We start from the raw sequence: 18,047 nt of genomic DNA, 5'->3' as shown, positions 1-18,047 counted from the left end.
GACAGCCACCCGGAGAACCCGCCCGCCCGGGCCGGGAACGCTCCCGCACAACGGCGAACGACGCTGCCACAATGGCCGGATGACAGGGCTCTGGGAGTTTTGGGTCGACCGCGGTGGCACCTTCACCGATGTGGTGGGCAAGCGGCCGGACGGCAGCCTGCACACGCGGAAACTGCTGTCCCACAACCCCGAGCGGTACCGGGACGCCGCCGTCGCCGGTATCCGGCTGGCCCTGGAGCTCGGCCCCGGCGAACCGGTCCCCGCGGACCGGATCGCCGTGGTCAAGATGGGCACCACCGTGGCCACCAACGCCCTCCTCGAACGCAAGGGCGAGCCCACCGTGCTCGTCACCACCGAAGGGTTCCGGGACGCGCTGCGCATCGCCTACCAGAACCGGCCGCGCCTCTTCGACCGCCGCATCGTGCTGCCCGACGCGCTGTACGGGCGGGTCATCGAGGCCCGGGAGCGGGTCGGGGCCGACGGCGGCGTCGTACGGCCGCTGGACCTCGACGCGGTGAGCGCGGAGCTGAGCGCGGCGCGCCGCGACGGCTACCGGAGCGCGGCCGTCGTCTTCCTGCACGGCTACCGCTACGCCGCGCACGAGCGGGAGGCCGCAGAGGAGGCCCGCCGCCTCGGCTTCACGCAGGTCAGCTGCTCGCACGAGGTCAGTCCGCTGATGCGGCTCGTACCGCGCGGCGACACCACGGTGGTCGACGCCTACCTCTCCCCGGTCCTCGGCCGCTATGTCGAGGAGGTCGCGAGCGAACTGCGCGGCGTACGGCTGATGTTCATGCAGTCCAACGGGGGGCTGCGCGAGGCCGCTCACTTCCGCGGCAAGGACGCGGTCCTGTCCGGGCCGGCGGGCGGCGTCGTGGGCATGGCGCGCTCCGCCGCCGAGGCCGGCCACGACCGCGTCATCGGCTTCGACATGGGCGGTACCTCCACCGATGTGTCGCACTACGCGGGGGAGTTCGAGCGGGTCTTCGGCACGGAGGTCGCCGGAGTGCGGATGCGCGCCCCCATGATGAACATCCACACGGTGGCGGCGGGCGGCGGCTCCGTCCTGCACTTCGACGGGCGGCGCTACCGGGTGGGCCCCGACTCGGCCGGGGCCGATCCGGGCCCCGCCAGTTACCGGCGCGGCGGCCCGCTGACGGTCACCGACGCCAACGTCATGCTGGGCCGGGTGCAGCCCGACCACTTCCCGGCGGTGTTCGGGCCCGACGGGGACCGGACGCTCGACGCGGAGACCGTCGCCGAGCGGTTCGCCGCACTCGCCGAGGAGGTCGCGGACGCGGTGGGCGACCGCCGCGGCCCCGAGGAGGTCGCCGCCGGGTTCCTGGAGATCGCCGTGCTCAACATGGCGAACGCCGTCAAGAAGATCTCCGTGCAGCGCGGCCGGGACGTCACCCGCTACGCGCTCACCACCTTCGGCGGCGCCGGCGGCCAGCACGCGTGCGCGGTCGCCGACGCCCTCGGCGTCACCACGGTGATCGTGCCGCCGTTCGCCGGTGTGCTCTCCGCCTACGGCATCGGGGTCGCCGACGCCACCGCGATGCGCGAGCAGTCCGTCGAGATCGAGCTGAGCGAGGAGACGCTCCCCAGACTGCGCGCGGAGGCCGAGCGGCTGGCCGGGCGGACCCGCGCCGACCTCCTCGCGGACGGCGTCGAGGAGCGGGCCCTCACCACGTCGGCCAAGGTCCAGCTGCGCTACGCGGGCACGGACGCGGGCCTCGCCGTACCGCTGGACGAGGTCGGCGCGATGACCGAGGAGTTCCTGCGCATCCACCGGGCCCGGTACGGCTTCGCCATGGACAAGCCGATCGTCGCCGAGGCGGTGTCGGTGGAGGCGGTCGGAGCGGCGGGCGGCACGGCAGGCCAGGCCGTCGGGGCAGCGGAGCGCGAAGGGGCGCTGGAGCCCCTCGCGACCGTACGGACCTTCGCGGCGGGCCGGTGGCAGGACACCCCGCTGTACGAGCGCGCCGGCCTGGGTTCGGGCGACACCCTCACCGGCCCCGCGATCGTCGCCGAGCCCGACGCCACCACCGTCGTCGACCCCGGGTGGCAGGCGGCCATGGGCGGCCGGGGCCACCTCCTGCTCACGCGCGTACGGCCGAGGCCCCGCGCCGCCGCCGTCGGCACCGACGTCGACCCGGTCATGCTGGAGGTCTTCAACAGCCTCTTCATGACCATCGCCGAGCAGATGGGGCTGCGCCTGGAGAGCACCGCGCACTCCGTCAACATCAAGGAGCGGCTCGACTTCTCCTGCGCCCTCTTCGACGCCGACGGCAACCTGATCGCCAACGCCCCGCACATGCCGGTGCACCTCGGCTCGATGGCGGACTCCATCAAGGAGGTGCTGCGGCGCAACGGCGACGGCATACGGCCCGGCGACGTGTACGCCATCAACGACCCCTACCACGGCGGCACCCACCTGCCGGACGTCACCGTGATCACGCCCGTCTTCGACGAGCCGGGCGAGGAACTGCTCTTCCTCGTCGCCTCGCGCGGCCACCACGCGGAGATCGGCGGAATCACCCCCGGCTCGATGCCCGCCTTCAGCCGCACGATCCAGGAGGAGGGCATCCTCTTCGACAACTGGCCGCTGGTCCGCGACGGCCGGTTCCGCGAGGAGGAGACCCGCGAACTGCTCGGCTCGGGCCCGTACCCCTCCCGCGCGCCCGACGCCAACATCGCCGACCTGCGCGCTCAGATCGCCGCCAACGAGAAGGGCGTCCAGGAACTGCGCGGCATGGTCGGGCAGTTCGGGCTGGACGTGGTGCGGGCCTATATGGGGCACGTGCAGGACAACGCGGAGGAGTCGGTGCGCCGCATCGTGGCGGGGCTCCACGACGGATCCTGCCGCTACGAGACGGACAGCGGCGCGGTGATCCGGGTAGCGCTGCGCGTGGACCGCGCGCGGCGCAGCGCCGTACTGGACTTCGCCGGGACGTCACCGCAGCAGCGGGGCAACGCGAACGCGCCCAGCTCGGTGGTGACGGCGGCCGTGCTCTATGTCTTCAGGACCCTCGTGGCCGAGGACATCCCGCTCAACGGCGGCTGCCTCAAACCCCTCACCGTGCTCATCCCCGAGGGGTCGATGCTCGCACCGGTCTTCCCGGCGGCCACCGTCGCCGGGAACGTGGAGACCTCGCAGGCCGTCACCGGCGCCCTGTACTCGGCGCTCGGCGTGCAGGCGGAGGGGTCGGGCACCATGAACAACGTCACCTTCGGCAACGACCGCACGCAGTACTACGAGACCTTGGCGAGCGGCTCCGGCGCGGGCAGCGGCTTCGACGGCGCCGACGCCGTCCAGACCCATATGACCAACTCCCGGCTGACCGACCCCGAGGTGCTGGAGTGGCGCTATCCGGTGCGGGTGGAGAGCTTCTCGGTACGGGCGGACGGCGGCGGGCGCGGCCGGTGGCACGGTGGCCGGGGCGTGGAGCGGCGGGTCCGCTTCCTTGAGCCCATGACCGTCGCGCTGCTCACCGGTCACCGCAGGGTCGCGCCGTACGGCATGGCGGGCGGTGAGCCGGGCGCGCGGGGCGAGAACCTCATCGAGCGGGCGGACGGCTCGGTGGAGCCGCTGGCCGGCTGCGATGTGACGGAGGCGCGGGCGGGGGACGTGCTCGTCGTCCGCACCCCCGGCGGCGGTGGCTACGGCGCCGCGTGACCGCCGCCGGGGGTGTAGGGACGGGGCCGGTCAGGGCCGCCGGGGCACGAAGCGGACGGGGGTTCCCGGTACCGCCTGGGCGGCACCCGCCAGCCACCGCTCCGGTACGACGCCCACGACGGGGTAGCCCCCGGTCGTGGGGTGGTCGGCGAGGAACAGCACCGGCCGGCCGTCGGGCGGCACCTGAACCGCTCCCAGCACCATGCCCTCGCTGGGGAGTTCGCCTTCCTCGGCCCGTTCCAGCGCCGGCCCCTCGGTGCGCATCCCGATGCGGTTGCTCGCCGCGGACACCGAGAAGCCGCCCGAGGCCAGGGTGCGCAGGGCCGCGGGGGTGAACCAGTCGTCCCGGGGCCCGAGCAGCACCGGCAGCACCAACTCCCGTGCGGGGCCCGGGAAGGGCACCGCGTCCGCGCCGGCGGGCGCCGGGTGCGCCGGGCCGAGCGCGAGGACGGCTCCGTCGGCCAGCGGCGGCGGGCCGAGCCCGGACAGGACGTCGGTGGCACGGCTGCCGAGCACCGGCGCGACGTCGATCCCGCCGGAGAACGCCAGATAGCCGCGGAGCCCGTGGGTGGGCGCGCCGACGTCGAGCACGGAGCCGTCCGGTACGCGCACGGGCGCTCCCCATGCCACCGGGCGGCCGTCCACGGCGACCGGGCAGGGCGCGCCGGTGACCGCGACCGTCACGGCGCCGCGCGCCCGTACGGCGCACCCCGTCAGCGTCGTCTCCACGGTGGCCGCTTCGGCGGGGTTGCCGACGAGCCGGTTGGCGAGCCGGTGCGCCGGCTCGTCGAGGGCGCCCGAGCGCCCGACCCCGAGGTGGGCGTGGCCGGGCCGTCCCAGGTCCTGGACGGTGCTGAGCGCGCCGGCCCGTACGACGGTGATCGCGCGGCGGCTCATCGGGCGGCCTCCGGTACGAAGCGGACCGCGGTACCCGGGGCGAAGAGCGCCGCGGGCTCCCGCGAGTGGTCCCACAGCACGGCGTCGGTGGAGCCGACGAGCTGCCAGCCGCCCGGCGAGGGGCGCGGGTAGGCGCCGGCGTACGGGCCCGCGAGGCCGATGGAGCCGATGGGGACCCGGGTCCTGGGGGTGGCCCTGCGCGGCACGTGGTACCGGGGCGGCAGACCGGTGAGATAGCCGAAGCCGGGGGCGAAGCCGCAGAAGGCGACGCGGAATTCGGTGTCGGACAGGATCCGCACGACCGCCTCGGGGGAGGTGTCCCACAGCTCGGCGACGTCGGCGAGGTCGGGGCCGTCGTAGCGGACCGCGATGTCGAGGGCGCCGCGCTGGTCGCGGGCGAGCGGCGGGACGGTCCAGGTGGGCAGCTCCGCGGCGAGGCGGGCGGGCTCGGCGAGCCCGGAGAGCAGCACCGTGCGCGCGGCCGGGACGATCTCGCGGATGGGGGGCAGCTCGTGCGCGGCGGCCCGGCGCAGCAGCTCGGCGTGCAGGGCCTCGGCGGCCGCGCCGCTGTCGAGCTCGACGAGCAGGGCGCTGTCCCCGACGGGCAGGGTCCTCACGCGAAGGCCGCCACGCGCACGCCCGCGGCCTCCAGTTCGGCCCGTACCCGGCGGGCGAGGGCCGCGGCGCCGGGAGTGTCGCCATGCAGGCACAGGGAGCGGGCGCGCACGCGCACGACGTCGCCGCCGGCCGAGACCACCGACCCCTCGCGGGCCAGGGTGACGGAGCGCTTGACGACGGCGTCCGGGTCGGTGATCACGGCGCCCGCCTCGCGGCGCGGGACGAGGGTGCCGGCCGCGGTGTACGCGCGGTCGGCGAAGGCCTCGGTGACCACGTCCAGCCCCGCGCGCCCGGCCGCCTGATGGAGCTGGGAGCCCGGCAGTCCGAGCACGGGGTACGGTCCGCCCGCGAGCCGCACCCCCTCGACGACGGCTCCGGCCTGTTCCTCGTCGTGCACGCTGCGGTTGTAGAGCGCGCCGTGCGGCTTCACATAGGTGACGCGGGCGCCGGCGGCGCGGGCGAAGACCTCCAGCGCGCCGATCTGGTAGGCGATCTCGGCGGCGAGTTCGTCCGGCGGCACGTCCATGGAGCGCCGCCCGAACCCGGCGAGGTCGCGGTAGGAGACCTGGGCCCCGATGCCGACGCCGCGCTCGGCGGCCAGGTCGCAGACCCGGCGCATGGTGCTCGGGTCCCCGGCGTGGAAGCCGCAGGCGACGTTGGCGCTGGTGACGACGGAGAGCAGGCTGTCGTCGTCGGTGAGAGTCCACCGTCCGAAACCCTCGCCGAGGTCGGCGTTGAGGTCTATCACCGGGTCGGTCATGTGCGTCCGTTCCAGAGGTGCCGGGTCGGGGGCGGCCGCCCCCGACCCGTATCCCTACCCATGTCCGTATCCGCGTCTGTGTCCGCGTCTGTGTCCGCGGTGGATTTCCCACTGGAGGACGCTGGAGGGCAGCCGGGCCGAGCGGCCTTCCCGTCAAGTTAGAGGATCGTTGAACGATTAGACAAGGGGAGCGGCGCCTCGGGCCGCATTCTGGTTGTCTCGACCTTCGATCTGGGATTGACTTCTGGCGTCAACGCGGCCCCGGCCGGGGCCCGTCAGGGCGAAAGGCAGGCACGGCGTGGTGAAAGCGGTCGACCCGGGACTCATCGAGGTCTCCGGGCTGGAGGGCGACCGGGTGCTGCTGGGGCGGCTCAGCACGGCGGAGCGGGTCGCCGACATACTGCGCGACCGGATCGCCTCGGGGTATTTCCCACCGGGGGTGCGGCTCTCCGAGGAGAGCATCTGCGGCGCGCTGGGCGTCTCGCGCAACACCCTCCGGGAGGCGTTCCGGCTGCTCACGCACGAGCGGCTGCTGGTGCACGAGCTCAACCGCGGGGTCTTCGTGCGCGTCGTGACGGTCGAGGACCTGGCCGACATCTACCGGGTGCGCGCGCTCGTGGAGTGCGCGGCGGTGCGCGGCATCGGGGAGCCGCCCCACCGGCTGGGCGCGGTCGAGGCCGCCGTCGCCGCGGGGGAGCTGGCCGCGCGCGACCGGGCCTGGCGGGATCTGTCCACCGCCAATATCCGGTTCCACCAGGCGCTCGTCGGGCTGGCCGGCAGCCCGCGAACGGACGAGCTGATGCGTGGCGTCCTCGCCGAACTCCGGCTGGTCTTCCACGTGATGGACGATCCGCGCCGCTTCCACGAGCCCTACCTCTCGCGCAACCGGCACATCTTGGAGGCGCTCCAGTCGGGCGCCGTCGCCGAGGCGGAGCGGCTGCTGGCCGGATATCTGGACGACTCGCTCCGGCAGCTCTCGGGCGCCTACGCCGCCGAGGTGCCCGCTGGGGGATGAGCCCGGAAGACCGCCGGTGCTGAGCCGGGATCGAGCCGGGATCGAGCCGGGATCGAGCCGGGATCGAGCCGGGATCGAGCCGGGGCGGCCGCCGGGCGAGGCGAGAGGCGAAACGATACGAAGAGAGCGGCTGGTGTCAAGCTCTTGTCTGATCGTTGAACGATCCTCTAACCTCCGGGGCAGTCTCCTCACGCTCCAGGTGAGGTCCTGGAACGCGGAAGGCGGGGCACATGATCGTTCTGCTCGGCGTCCTCGTGGTGATCATCGGCTTCGCCACGAGACGCAACCCCCTGCTGGTCGTCGGAGTGGCGGGCATCGCCACCGGACTGCTCGGCGGCCTCTCGCCGCGCGAGGTGATCGCCGCCTTCGGCGACGGCTTCGCCTCCAGCCGCGCCGTGACGATCTTCGCGATCACGCTCCCGGTCATCGGCCTCCTGGAGCGGTACGGGCTCCAGGAGCAGGCCCGCCGGCTGATCACCCGCTTCGCCGGGCTCACCACCGGCCGGTTCCTCGCCCTCTACCTGCTGCTGCGGCAGATCACCGCGGCCCTCGGCCTGCAGAGCGTCTTCGGCCACGCCCAGACGGTGCGCCCGCTCGCGGCGCCCATGGCGGAGGGCGCCGCCGAGCGGAAGAACGGGCCGCTGACCGACAAGGCCCGCGAGAAGGTGCGCTCCTTCGCCGCGAGCGCCGACAACGTCGGGCTCTTCTTCGGTGAGGACGTCTTCCTCGCGGTCGGCTCGATCCTGCTGATCACCGGGTTCGTCAACACCACATACCACACCCACCTCGAACCGCTTCAGCTCGCGCTCTGGGCCATCCCGAGCGCGGTGTGCGCGCTCGTCATCCACGGCGGCAGGCTGCTGCGCCTCGACCGCCAGCTGGAGCGCGAGCTCGGCGCGCCGGCCGCCAAGAACGGCGGCAAGGGCGGCGCCGAGGCCGGCACCAGCACCACCAAGGGCGCCGCGAAGACCGCTCCCAAGAACAGCGCACGGGGGACCACCAAGTGATCAAGGCAGAATGGTTCTACTGGCTGGTCGGCGCGATCTTCCTGGTGATGGCCGCGCAGATGGCCATCGACCGCACCAACCCCAAGCGCTTCGGCACCGCCGCCTTCTGGGGCCTGCTCGGACTCGGCTTCGTCTACAGCACCTGGGTCGTCGACAAGTCGGCGCCGCCCGAGCCGCTGGGCGTGGCCGTCCTCGTCATGGTCTGCCTCGCGGGCTTCGGCTTTACCGGCCGCGGCAAGGTTCGTACCAGCACGCCCGAGGAGCGGACCGCGAGCGCCGACCGGCTCGGCAGCAAGATCTTCATCCCCGCCCTCACCATCCCCGTCGTCGCCCTGATCTGCGCGGTCGGCGTCAAGAAGCTGCGCATCGGCGGCCAACCCGTCCTCCAGGCGGGCAGTGAGACGATCCTCGGGCTCGGCATCGGCGCCGTCGTCGCGCTCATCGTCGCCATGATGATGATGCGCGAGAAGAAGATCTCCACCCCCCTGCACGCGGGCCGCGCCATGCTGGAGGCGATGGGCTGGGCGATGCTGCTGCCGCAGCTGCTGGCCACCCTCGGCACCATCTTCTCGGTCTCGGGCGTCGGCGAGCAGGTCGGGAAGATCACCAAGTCGGTGCTGCCCGACGGCTCGGTGCTCATCGCCGTCATCGTCTACTGCGCGGGCATGTTCCTGTTCACCGTGGTCATGGGCAACGGCTTCGCGGCCTTCCCCGTGATGACCGCGGCCGTCGGCTGGCCCGTCCTGGTGCAGCAGTCCCACGGCGAACCCGCCGTCGTCCTCGCCATCGGCATGCTCTGCGGCTTCTGCGGCACACTGGCCACCCCCATGGCCGCCAACTTCAACGTCGTACCCGCCGCGCTCCTGGAACTCAAGGACCAGTACGGGCCCATCAAGGCCCAACTGCCCACCGCCGGCGCGCTGCTCGTCTGCAACATCGTGATCATGTACGCCTTCGCCTTCTGACGCACGGTTTCTGACGCACGCCTTCTGACGCACGGCGCGCCGACCTGCGGCCGCGCCCGCCCACCACCCGTTCCTCCCGCACCACCGTGCCCGACCCCCTGGAGCCCCCTATGACCCGGGTACTGCTGACCGGATTCGAACCCTTCGGGGGCGAGGGCACCAATCCCGCCTGGGAAGCCGTGCGCGCCGTCGCCGACAACCCGCCGGACGGGGTGGAGCTCTCCACCGCCTGCCTGCCCTGCGTCTTCGGCGACGCCGTCGACGCGCTGCGCGCCGCCGTCGAGACCCACGACCCCGAGGTCGTGATCAGCGTCGGACAGGCCGGCGGCCGCCCCGACATCACCGTGGAGCGCGTCGCCGTCAACATCGACGACGCCCGCATCCCCGACAACGCGGGCGCCCAGCCCGTCGACGAGCCCATCGTGCCCGGCGGCCCCGCCGCCTACTTCGCCGCACTCCCGGTGAAGGCGTGCGTCGCGGCCGTACGGGCGGCCGGGCTGCCCGCGTCCGTGTCGCAGACCGCCGGCACCTTCGTCTGCAACCAGGTCTTCTACGCGCTGATGCACCTCGCCGCGACCGAACGGCCCGGCCTGCGCGGCGGATTCGTGCACGTGCCGTTCGCCCCCGAGCAGGTCACCGACAAGCTCCTGCCCTCGCTGCCGGTGGCCGTCACCGCCGAGGCCCTGCGTGTGATCACCGTCACCGCGGCGACCCGCACCGAGGACATCCGGGCTGTGGGCGGCGCCACACACTGACCCGTTCACCCCGTGCCGTTTCGTCCGTTGTCAGTGCGACCGCCTACTCTGTGCGACGTGACTTCTCAAGCCCCCACGGCCGCTGCGCCCCAGCTCAACGGGGAAACGCGACCAGCACCGGGACCGGCCGCCGACGAGGGCCTGGCCCGGCGGCTGCGCGCGCTGGCCTGCACCGCGCCACTGCACGACCTCGATGTGCGCAAGGCCAACCTCGCGGGCGAGTACGGGATCTACGCCATGGCCGAGGTCGCCCTCTCGGCCATCGACGTGGTAACGCTCAACATGGACTTCGACACCGGGGCCGACCACGAGCAGATAGTGGCCAAGCTGCTGCCGCGGGTCGCGGCCCAGGGGCCCCAGCGGCCCGCCGCCGAGCACGACCGGGTCGCCCGCTGGGTGCTGGAGAACCTCATCAACGTCGGCAGTGTCGACCGCGGCTTCCGCGCCGTGTACGGCACCTTCGGCGCCGACGGCGCGTACGTACGCCGGGACTACGACTTCAAACTCATCGAAGAGGTCCCCGGCCACGGCGGCACCGTCTTCCTGCGCGCCACCGACGAGGCCGTCAACGTCCTGGTCGGCGCCCTCGACACGGACGTCACCAGCGCCCAGATCGCCGCCGAGGTCAAGCTTGAGGTGCTCATCAGCCGAGGCCGGCTCGCCGACGCCCAGCTCGCTGCCGAACAGGCCCGCTACCGCACCGTGCAGTACGCGGAAACGCTCCGCAAGACCCTCGACGCGACCCGCCGCAACGTCCGCGCCGTCGACTGGCTCAGCACCGTCCCCGACATGATCGCCGAAGCGCTCGACCACGTCGCCGACCGCTACCGCCACGAGAACGCGATCCTCACCAACATCCGCAAGGCCCGCGACGAGGCCGAGGAGCCCGAGCACAAGCGCCGCGCCGCCGAGCTCGTCGACATCGTCAAGGACTGCATCCGCCGCCACACCCAGCTCCAGTCCCGGCTCCTGGAGGCAGGCCCCCTCTTCCGCGCCGAACAGGACCGCCAGGCGTTCGCGACCCCCACCGCCCACGCCGGACTCGACCTGTACGGCCAGCTCCTCGCGCCCCTCCTGCCGCTCTCCGTCGAACAGGCCGGCCGCGTCACCGGCGCCTTCTTCGCCCGCGGCACCGGACTGCGCACCCCCGCCGCCGTCCGCGTCGGCGACCTCGTCGACATGCTGCTGACCCCGCCCGCCGAGCGCGAACACCTCGGCGCGGAGATGCCCGAACCGGACCTCATCGCCACCCCCGACGACAGCCGCTTCAGCGAGGCGCAGCTCGCCGAGGCGATGGAGCTGCTCGACCTGCCCGCCGACGCGCCCCGCCGGCTCTCCGGCCTCCTCGCCGACGCCCGCCGCCGCGACCCCGAACTCCCTTACCTGCTCGCCCTGCTGGCCGTGCACGCCGCGAGCCCCGCGGTCGGCACCGCCTACCGGCAGGGCGAGGAGAAGCTGCTCTTCGCCGTCGACGACGGCACGGAACTGGACGACCCGGAGTTCGGCGGCGCCGATCTCGTCGTCGGCACGGCCCTGCTGGACGCTGTGGGCATGGCCGCGGACCGTAAGGAGGCGGCGTGAGCGCCCCCGGGCGGCGCGGCATCGCGCCCCGGCGGCCCGCCACCACCGGCGGCCCGCGGCGGTCGGAAGCTGAGCGCGGCCCCTCGCACCAGTGGCCCGCCACCGACCCCGGCCGCCCGCGGTGGCCGGGCGGACGCGCGGACGCGCCCCGCGAGGCGCGCGGGGAGCCGCGCCACCGGCCGCCGACAGCCGGCGACCGACCGACGACCTCACGCCACACCCGACAGGAGCTCCAACCGTGACCGAGTACGACGCCGACGGCGCCGCGCAGTCGGACGCGCCCGCCGACGAGGCGGAACCGGCCCGCGCGCCGTTCGCCCACACGGAACCCGCGCAACCGGCCCAAGCCGCCCCCGCCGCGCAGGTCACCCCCGCGGACGCCGCCGACGCCGCCCGCCTCGTCGCCTACGGACTCCAGCCCAAGCTGCTGCTCGCCCGCGACGCGGACTACGCCGAACTGCTGCGCCGCCACCGCGACGAGCCCGCCTTCGCGCGGCTCGCCGACGCCGTCGCCGCCGGGCTCGGGCTGATCGTCCTCGAAGTGTCCCCCCGCGCCGGAATGGCCGTCGCCGCCGCCGAGGACTCCGTCTTCGCCGTCCGCATAGGCGACTACGCCCGCCGCGCCACCGCGGACTCCGCCGACCGCTTCCTGCACGGACTGGCCCATCTCGCCGTCGCCGCCCTGGCGTTCCCGCGCCCCGAGGACCTCGCCGACGACGGATACATCGGCCGCGTCACGGTCAACGGCGTCGACGCGTTCGTCCGGCAGGCATGCCGCCGCCTGGAGGAGCGCGCCGAAGAACAGGGCGACAACACCGACCCCGCCACCGACGCGCCCGGACTCGAAGCGGCCTGGCGGGTGTACGCGCGCCGCAGCGCCACCGGCGCCACCAAGGACGCCCGGCGGCTCGCCGGTTCGACCACCGGCATCATCGCCAAGGCCGTCGCCTTCCTCGTCGACTCCGGCTTCCTCCAGCGCACCGGCGACGACTCCGGCGGCGCCTTCCGCACCACCGCCCGCTACCAGCTCCAGGTCCGCGACATGGCGGGCAGCGCCGCCATGGCCGAACTGCTGGAGCTGGGCATCGTGCCCGTCGGCGACGGCGGCGCCACCCTGCTGCCGCCGCAGGACGCCGACGACCTCGACCTGGTCGCCGACGCCGGCCTGCCGTTCCACGCCTGACCCCAGCACACCCCGCTGCCCCCGCCCCGCCCGCACGCAACGAGAGTCCGCCGCCATGTACGAGCTGTCCCGGGTCCGCCTCTACTCCATCGGACCCGCCGGCGCGCGCTACGCCGACACCGTGCTGGACCTGCGCGGGGTCGGCGCGCCCGTGCCCACCCCCGCGCCGACGCAGGCGGACTTCTTCGAGGACGAGCCCGTCGGGCCGCCGCGCCGCCCCGCCCCCGCCGGAGTGCTCTTCCTGGAGAACGGCGGAGGCAAGTCCGTACTCCTCAAACTCATCTTCTCCGTCATGCTGCCCGGCCACCGCAACACCCTGGGCGGCGCGAGCTCCGGCGTACTGCGCAAATTCCTCCTCGCCGACGACTGCGGACACGTCGCCCTGGAATGGCAGCACGTCCTCACCGGCGAGAGCATCGTCGTCGGCAAGGCCAGCGAATGGCGCGGACGACAGGTCTCCGGCGACCCCCGCAAATTCGCCGAAGCCTGGTACTCCTTCCGCCCCGGCCCCGGCCTGAGCCTCGACTCGCTGCCCGTCGCCGAGTCCACCGCCATGCGCCGCGGCACCGAGGGCGCCTCCGGGGCCCGCGGCCGCCGCCGGACCATGAAGGGGTTCCGCGACGCCATCACCGAGGCCGACAAGGCGTACCCGAACCTCGACGTGGTGTGGGAGGAGATCCACGAGCGCTGGAACGAACACCTCGGCGAACTGGGCCTCGACCCCGAACTCTTCCGCTACCAGCGCGAGATGAACGCCGACGAGGGCGAGGCAGCCGGCCTCTTCGCCGTCAAGAACGACTCCGACTTCACCGACCTGCTGCTGCGCGCCGTCACCGACACCCGCGACACCGACGGCCTCGCCGACCTCGTCCACGGCTTCGCCCACAAGCTCGGCCGCCGCGCCGAACTGACCGCCGAGCGGGACTTCACCGCCGGCTCCCTCGACCTCCTCTCCCGCATCGCCGAGTCCGCGCTCAGCCGTGAGCAGGCGCGCGGCGTGCACGCCGGAGCCGAGCGCCGCACCCGCGCCCTCGCCCGCCGGCTCTCCGCCCGCGGCGCACGGGAGCGCGGCAACGCCGCCGAACTCGCCGAACAGGTCGCCTCCGCCGCACACGCCGTCACCGACGCCGAACAGGCCCGCGGCCGCAGCTCCCTGGTCGCCGCGGAACTCTCCTACCGGCACGCCTCCCTGGCGCTGGCCGCGGCCGAGAAGGGCGCCGCGGCCCAGCGCCGCGAGCTGAGCGAAGCACGCACCCTGCACATGGCCTGGCAGGCCGCCGAGACCGTGCTGCGCCACCGGGCCGCCGCCGACCGCTCCGCCCGCGTCGCCGTCGCGATCCGCGAGGCCGAGCGCGACGCCGCCCCGGCCCTCGCCGCCCGTGCCGACGCCGCCGCCCAGCTCGTACGGGCCCTGCACGCGGCGGCCGAGGACGGCGAGCGTGTCGCGGCCGAGGAGGAAGAGCGGTCGGCCACCCTCCAGGAGACGGGCGAGGCCGCCCACCGCGACGCCACCGCCGCCGCGACCGCCGCCCAGCGCGCCCGCAGCGAGACCGAGCACCTGCGCCAGCGGCTGACCGAGGTCGAACAGGAGACCGCCGAGGCGGTACGGGCCGGCTGGCTCGACGACAGCGCCCCCGACGCGGACCCGGCCCGCGCGGCCCTCGCCGCCAGCGACGCGGAGAAGTCCGCCGCCGCGGTCTGGGAGACCGCCCGCGACAGCGCCCGCCAGGCCACCGAACGCGCCAAGGAGACCACCGCCGAGCACGCCCGTACGGAGCTCGCCGCGGCCCGCGCCGCCGACGCCGCGACCGCCGCCGAGGCCGCCCACGACCTCGAACGGCGCGCGGCCGAAACCCTGGGCGCCGAGCAGCGGCTGACCGATCTGCTGGGCCTGCCCCAGCCGGACGCCTCCGGCGTCCCGGGCCCCCGCTCCGGACACGGGAACGACCGGGACGACGGCCCCGAGGCCGACGCGCCGCGCACCGTGGCGGGACCGCGCACCGCACCGGACGCCGGCGCACCGGACCCCGACGGCCCGCCCGGCCGGCCCGCCGGATCGTCCGCCGTGCGCCTGGCCCGGCAGCGCACCGCCGACGGCCCCCTCACCGCCGAGGAAGTGGACCGCAACGCGGACGCCCTGCGCGAACTCCTCGACGAGAGCGTCGCCGCCGCCGAGCGGCAGCTCTTCGAACTGCGCACGGCCGCCGCCGAGGACTCCCGCATCCTGGGCGCGCTCGGCGACGGCGGACTGCTGCCGCCCAGCCCCGACGTGCTGACCGCCGTCGAGTACCTCGGCGAACACGGCATCCCCGCGCTCCCCGGCTGGCGCTACCTCGCGCAGGCCGTGGACCCCGCCGACCACGCCTCGGTGCTCGCCGCCCGCCCCGAGCTCGTCGACGGCGTCGTCATCACCGACCCCGACACCCACGCCCGCGCCCGCGAGGTCCTCGGCAAGGCGTCGCTGCTGCCGCGCTCCGCCGTCGCCGTGGGCACCTCCGCCGCGCTGCTCGCTCCCACTCCCGCGCCCGACGCCCAGGACACCGGCGTCTTCCTCGTACCGCCGAACCCGGCGATGCACGACGAGGGTGCCGCCGACGGCGAGCGGCACGCGCTGCGCGCCCGCGCCGCCGCCCGCGACGAGGAGATCCGCACCCTCGCGACCCGCCTGTCCGGCGACCGCACGCTCGCGTCCCGGCTCGGCGCCTGGCGCGACGGCTGCCCCGCCGGCGGCCTCGCGGAGCTGCGGACCGCCGCCGAGACGGCCCGCGCCGCCGCCGACGCGGCACAGGAAGCGCTGGAGGAGGCCCGTACGGCACGGGACGAGGCCGACGAGGCGGCGGCCGAGGCCACCCGCGTCCGCGACGAGCGGCAGGAGGCGGCACAGCGCGCCCGCCGCGTCGCCGACGCCCTCGCCGGGCTCGCCTTCCGGCTCCGGGAGCGGGCCCGCTGGCAGCCCCGGCTGCGGGAACTCGCCGAGGAGGCCGCCGAGTCGCAGGAGCGCGCCGCCGCCTGCGTCGACCGGGCCCGCGCCGCGGACGAGGACCGCCGCGCCGCCCAGCGCACCGCCGACGACGCCCACCGCACCGCACGCGCGCTACGGGCCGAGCGGGCCGAGATCGCCGGCGCCCCCGACCACGTGAGCGCCCAGGAGGGCGCCCCCACGGCCTCGCTGCCCGCGCTGCGCGAGGCGTACCGCGCCGCCTCCCAGCTGTACGAGAAGGTCGGCGTCGGCGCCGATCTGCGCGCCGAACAGGCCCGCGCCGAGAGCGACGAGAGCGCGGCCCTCGCCGCCCTCGACCGGCTCACCAACAAGGTCCGCACCCGCGCCGCCCAGCTCCTGGAAGGCGCCGACGGCGCCGACGGCCCCTCCCGCCAGGCCGCGGTGGGCCGGGCGGAGTCCCTGGTGCAGATGCTGGAGACCCGCGCCTCCACCGCCAGCGAACAGCTCGGCAGGCTCCGCGGCGAGGCCGAGCGGCACGCCCCCGAGCACGGCGACGCGCACACCGAGCTCCCCGAGGAGTTGGTCCCCGCCGACGCCGAACGGGCCAAGGAACTGCTGCGCACCGCCACCGGCGAGCTCGCGGCCCGCAGCGACGCCCTGGAGACCGCCCGCGCCGCGCACGGCGAACTGCTGCGCGCCCACCGCACCGCCGAGGACGCGGCCGGCGGCTTCGACGAGACCGCGGCCATGCTGCGCGACCTGCTCCGCGACAACCCGCGGGCGACGGACGGCGAAGGCGACGGGGAGGGCGAGCAGCCCGAGCCGTACGCCGGGAACCTGGAGGCGGCCCGGCAGTCCGCGGCCGAGGCCCGCCGCTCGCTGCGCGGCTGCGCGAGCGACCTGTCGGCCGCCGAGTCGGCCGTCCGCGAGGCGAGCGACGTCCTGGTGCGGCACGCGAACTCCACCCGGTACGAGCAGGTGCGCACCCCGGCCCGCCAGCAGATCCGGGAGCTGCCCGCCGCCGCCCTGCCGGAACACGCCGCGGCCTGGGCGGACGCCTTCGCACCCCGGCTGCGCGTGCTCAGCGACGAGTTGGAGCAGCTGGAGCGCAACCGGGGCAGCATCGTCGACCGGCTGCGCGGCCTGGTCGAGTCCTCGCTCACCACCCTGCGGTCCGCGCAGCGGCTCTCCCGGCTGCCCGAGGGGCTGGGGGAGTGGTCGGGCCAGGAGTTCCTGCGCATCCGCTTCGAGGAACCGGACCAGGCCACGCTCAGCGAGCGCCTCGGCGAGGTCATCGACGAGGCGACCCGGTCGGCGGTGAAGAAGAACTCCGACCTGCGCCGCGACGGGATGTCGCTGCTGCTGCGCGGTGTGAGCGCCGCCCTCCAGCCGCGCGGCGTGGCCGTCGAGATCCTCAAGCCGGACGCGGTACTGCGCGCCGAGCGGGTCCCGGTCGGGCAGATGGGCGACGTCTTCTCCGGCGGGCAGCTGCTGACCGCGGCCATCGCGCTGTACTGCACCATGGCGGCGCTGCGCAGCAACGACCGGGGCCGCGACAAGCAGCGGCACGCGGGCACCCTCTTCCTGGACAACCCGATCGGCCGCGCCAACGCCACGTATCTGCTGGAGCTCCAGCGGGCCGTCGCCGACGCGCTCGGCGTCCAGCTCCTCTACACCACGGGCCTGTTCGACACCACGGCGCTGGCCGAGTTCCCGCTGGTCATCCGGCTCCGCAATGACGCGGATCTGCGCGCGGGCCTGAAGTACATCAGCGTCGAGGAGCATCTGCGGCCCGGCCTGCCGCGGGAGGACCCCGGCTCCGAGCCGGTGCACGGCGAGATCACGGCGACCCGGATGTTCCGCCGCCCCGAGGAGGAGGTGCCGCGCCGGGCGGCGGAGCAGGGCGCGGATTCCGTGCGGACAGCGGAGGCCGGGGCGGCAGCGGACGCCGGGGCGGCGGGGGAGCAGCCGGGCTGAGCGGTCGAGCCGGGGACCGGGGGCCGTTGGCCGGGAGGCGCGGGCGAACTCACCGGGTAGTCGGCGATCAGGGGAAGCGCGGCCGCCGGGCCCTGCGCACCTCCCGGGCGGAGCTGCTGGGCGAGGAGAGCACGCCGTTGCGCTGGTTCCACACCTGCCGGGTGACCCAGACGTCCACGACCGCCCAGGTGGCCACCACGGTGCTCGCTATGCTGCACAGCGTGGCGGGGAAGGCGAACCAGGCGCCGGCCAGCGCGCAGAGCACCGCGACCATGGCCTGTGCCAGCGTCAGGGCGATGATGATCACCGCGCGGACCGCCGCGGTACGGACCGGATCGGGCATCCGCCGTCTCCGGGCGGGCTCCTCGATCCACAGCGGCCGTCCCCTGTAGGGCGGGATGTCGTGATCCTGGTCCATGGAGATTCACCCCCTCAGTGACTGCCCGGCGCGGGCGCTTTCCAAAAGAGGGGCATCGGGCGTATTCCCCCCGCCCTTCCCCGAGGAAGAGCGAACAACCATGGTCAAAGGTTCCCATGGGGAGTGGTTTTCCAGCCAGAACAGGTCGCTCTCTTACCCCGTCGACGGGGTGTCATGCACCACAAGCGGGAGCGGAAAGTCCGGTTATCGCCGGACAACTCCCCACCAAAGGCGCTGATCACACGGTGTCAGGG

At 74.5% G+C, this 18,047-nt stretch carries 12 protein-coding genes; 8 read left to right on the top strand and 4 right to left on the bottom strand.

What is annotated here, in order from left to right:
* Positions 1-79: 79 nt before the first annotated feature.
* Complete coding sequence (locus tag AC07AB_RS36160; RefSeq protein ID WP_478576130.1) at positions 80-3,676, top strand: hydantoinase B/oxoprolinase family protein; 3,597 nt, start codon at positions 80-82, stop codon at positions 3,674-3,676.
* A 30-nt stretch (positions 3,677-3,706) separates the two neighbouring features.
* Here the strand turns inward: AC07AB_RS36160 and AC07AB_RS36155 are convergent, their stop codons facing one another.
* The 3 genes from AC07AB_RS36155 to AC07AB_RS36145 are packed head-to-tail and all read right to left on the bottom strand — an operon-like array spanning position 3,707 to position 5,951.
* Entirely contained in the window at positions 3,707-4,573 is an 867-nt protein-coding gene (locus tag AC07AB_RS36155) for a 5-oxoprolinase subunit C family protein (RefSeq protein WP_478576129.1), read from the bottom strand.
* Complete coding sequence (locus tag AC07AB_RS36150; RefSeq protein ID WP_478576128.1) at positions 4,570-5,190, bottom strand: 5-oxoprolinase subunit B family protein; 621 nt, start codon at positions 5,188-5,190, stop codon at positions 4,570-4,572. Before AC07AB_RS36150 ends, AC07AB_RS36155 begins: the two co-directional genes overlap by 4 nt.
* Complete coding sequence (locus AC07AB_RS36145; protein WP_478576126.1) at positions 5,187-5,951, bottom strand: LamB/YcsF family protein; 765 nt, start codon at positions 5,949-5,951, stop codon at positions 5,187-5,189. Before AC07AB_RS36145 ends, AC07AB_RS36150 begins: the two co-directional genes overlap by 4 nt.
* A 298-nt stretch (positions 5,952-6,249) precedes the next feature.
* On the opposite strand from AC07AB_RS36145, the gene AC07AB_RS36140 reads away from it, so the two are divergent.
* The 7 genes from AC07AB_RS36140 to AC07AB_RS36110 all read left to right on the top strand — a co-directional run bounded on the left by AC07AB_RS36140 (position 6,250) and on the right by AC07AB_RS36110 (position 17,375).
* Complete coding sequence (locus tag AC07AB_RS36140) at positions 6,250-6,966, top strand: GntR family transcriptional regulator (protein ID WP_478576125.1); 717 nt, start codon at positions 6,250-6,252, stop codon at positions 6,964-6,966.
* Positions 6,967-7,196: 230 nt separating this feature from the next.
* Entirely contained in the window at positions 7,197-7,973 is a 777-nt protein-coding gene (locus AC07AB_RS36135; protein ID WP_478576123.1) for a DUF969 domain-containing protein, read from the top strand.
* The gene (locus AC07AB_RS36130) at positions 7,970-8,938 is read left to right on the top strand and encodes a DUF979 domain-containing protein (protein WP_478576121.1); all 969 of its coding nucleotides are present in this window, start codon (positions 7,970-7,972) and stop codon (positions 8,936-8,938) included. The genes AC07AB_RS36135 and AC07AB_RS36130 overlap by 4 nt, the downstream gene beginning before the upstream one ends.
* Before the next feature lie 110 nt (positions 8,939-9,048).
* Positions 9,049-9,693, top strand: coding sequence for a pyroglutamyl-peptidase I (pcp, locus tag AC07AB_RS36125; RefSeq protein ID WP_478576120.1), 645 nt, complete (start codon positions 9,049-9,051; stop codon positions 9,691-9,693).
* Positions 9,694-9,750: 57 nt separating this feature from the next.
* Positions 9,751-11,274: a hypothetical protein gene (locus tag AC07AB_RS36120; RefSeq protein WP_478576118.1), complete on the top strand. Its 1,524-nt coding sequence runs from the start codon at positions 9,751-9,753 to the stop codon at positions 11,272-11,274.
* 238 nt (positions 11,275-11,512) lie between these two features.
* On the top strand, positions 11,513-12,457 hold the full coding sequence (locus tag AC07AB_RS36115) for a hypothetical protein (RefSeq protein ID WP_478576116.1): 945 nt from the start codon (positions 11,513-11,515) through the stop codon (positions 12,455-12,457).
* Positions 12,458-12,512: 55 nt separating this feature from the next.
* On the top strand, positions 12,513-17,375 hold the full coding sequence (locus tag AC07AB_RS36110) for a hypothetical protein (protein WP_478576114.1): 4,863 nt from the start codon (positions 12,513-12,515) through the stop codon (positions 17,373-17,375).
* 67 nt (positions 17,376-17,442) lie between these two features.
* On the opposite strand, the gene AC07AB_RS36105 is transcribed toward AC07AB_RS36110, so the two are convergent.
* The gene (locus AC07AB_RS36105) at positions 17,443-17,793 is read right to left on the bottom strand and encodes a hypothetical protein (protein WP_478576113.1); all 351 of its coding nucleotides are present in this window, start codon (positions 17,791-17,793) and stop codon (positions 17,443-17,445) included.
* Between the last annotated feature and the right edge of the window lie 254 nt (positions 17,794-18,047).

Source organism: Streptomyces sp. NPDC044033, from assembly GCF_056434425.1.
This window is presented reverse-complemented; position numbering and strand designations above follow the sequence as displayed.

What these genes read in the sequence shown, in the direction of transcription:
- AC07AB_RS36160 (WP_478576130.1), top strand. Translation starts at nt 80, where the DNA reads ATGACAGGGCTCTGGGAGTTTTGGGTCGACCGCGGTGGCACCTTCACC.
- AC07AB_RS36155 (WP_478576129.1), bottom strand. Translation starts at nt 4,573, where the DNA reads ATGAGCCGCCGCGCGATCACCGTCGTACGGGCCGGCGCGCTCAGCACC.
- AC07AB_RS36145 (WP_478576126.1), bottom strand. Translation starts at nt 5,951, where the DNA reads ATGACCGACCCGGTGATAGACCTCAACGCCGACCTCGGCGAGGGTTTC.
- AC07AB_RS36135 (WP_478576123.1), top strand. Translation starts at nt 7,197, where the DNA reads ATGATCGTTCTGCTCGGCGTCCTCGTGGTGATCATCGGCTTCGCCACG.
- pcp (WP_478576120.1), top strand. Translation starts at nt 9,049, where the DNA reads ATGACCCGGGTACTGCTGACCGGATTCGAACCCTTCGGGGGCGAGGGC.
- AC07AB_RS36110 (WP_478576114.1), top strand. Translation starts at nt 12,513, where the DNA reads ATGTACGAGCTGTCCCGGGTCCGCCTCTACTCCATCGGACCCGCCGGC.
- AC07AB_RS36105 (WP_478576113.1), bottom strand. Translation starts at nt 17,793, where the DNA reads ATGGACCAGGATCACGACATCCCGCCCTACAGGGGACGGCCGCTGTGG.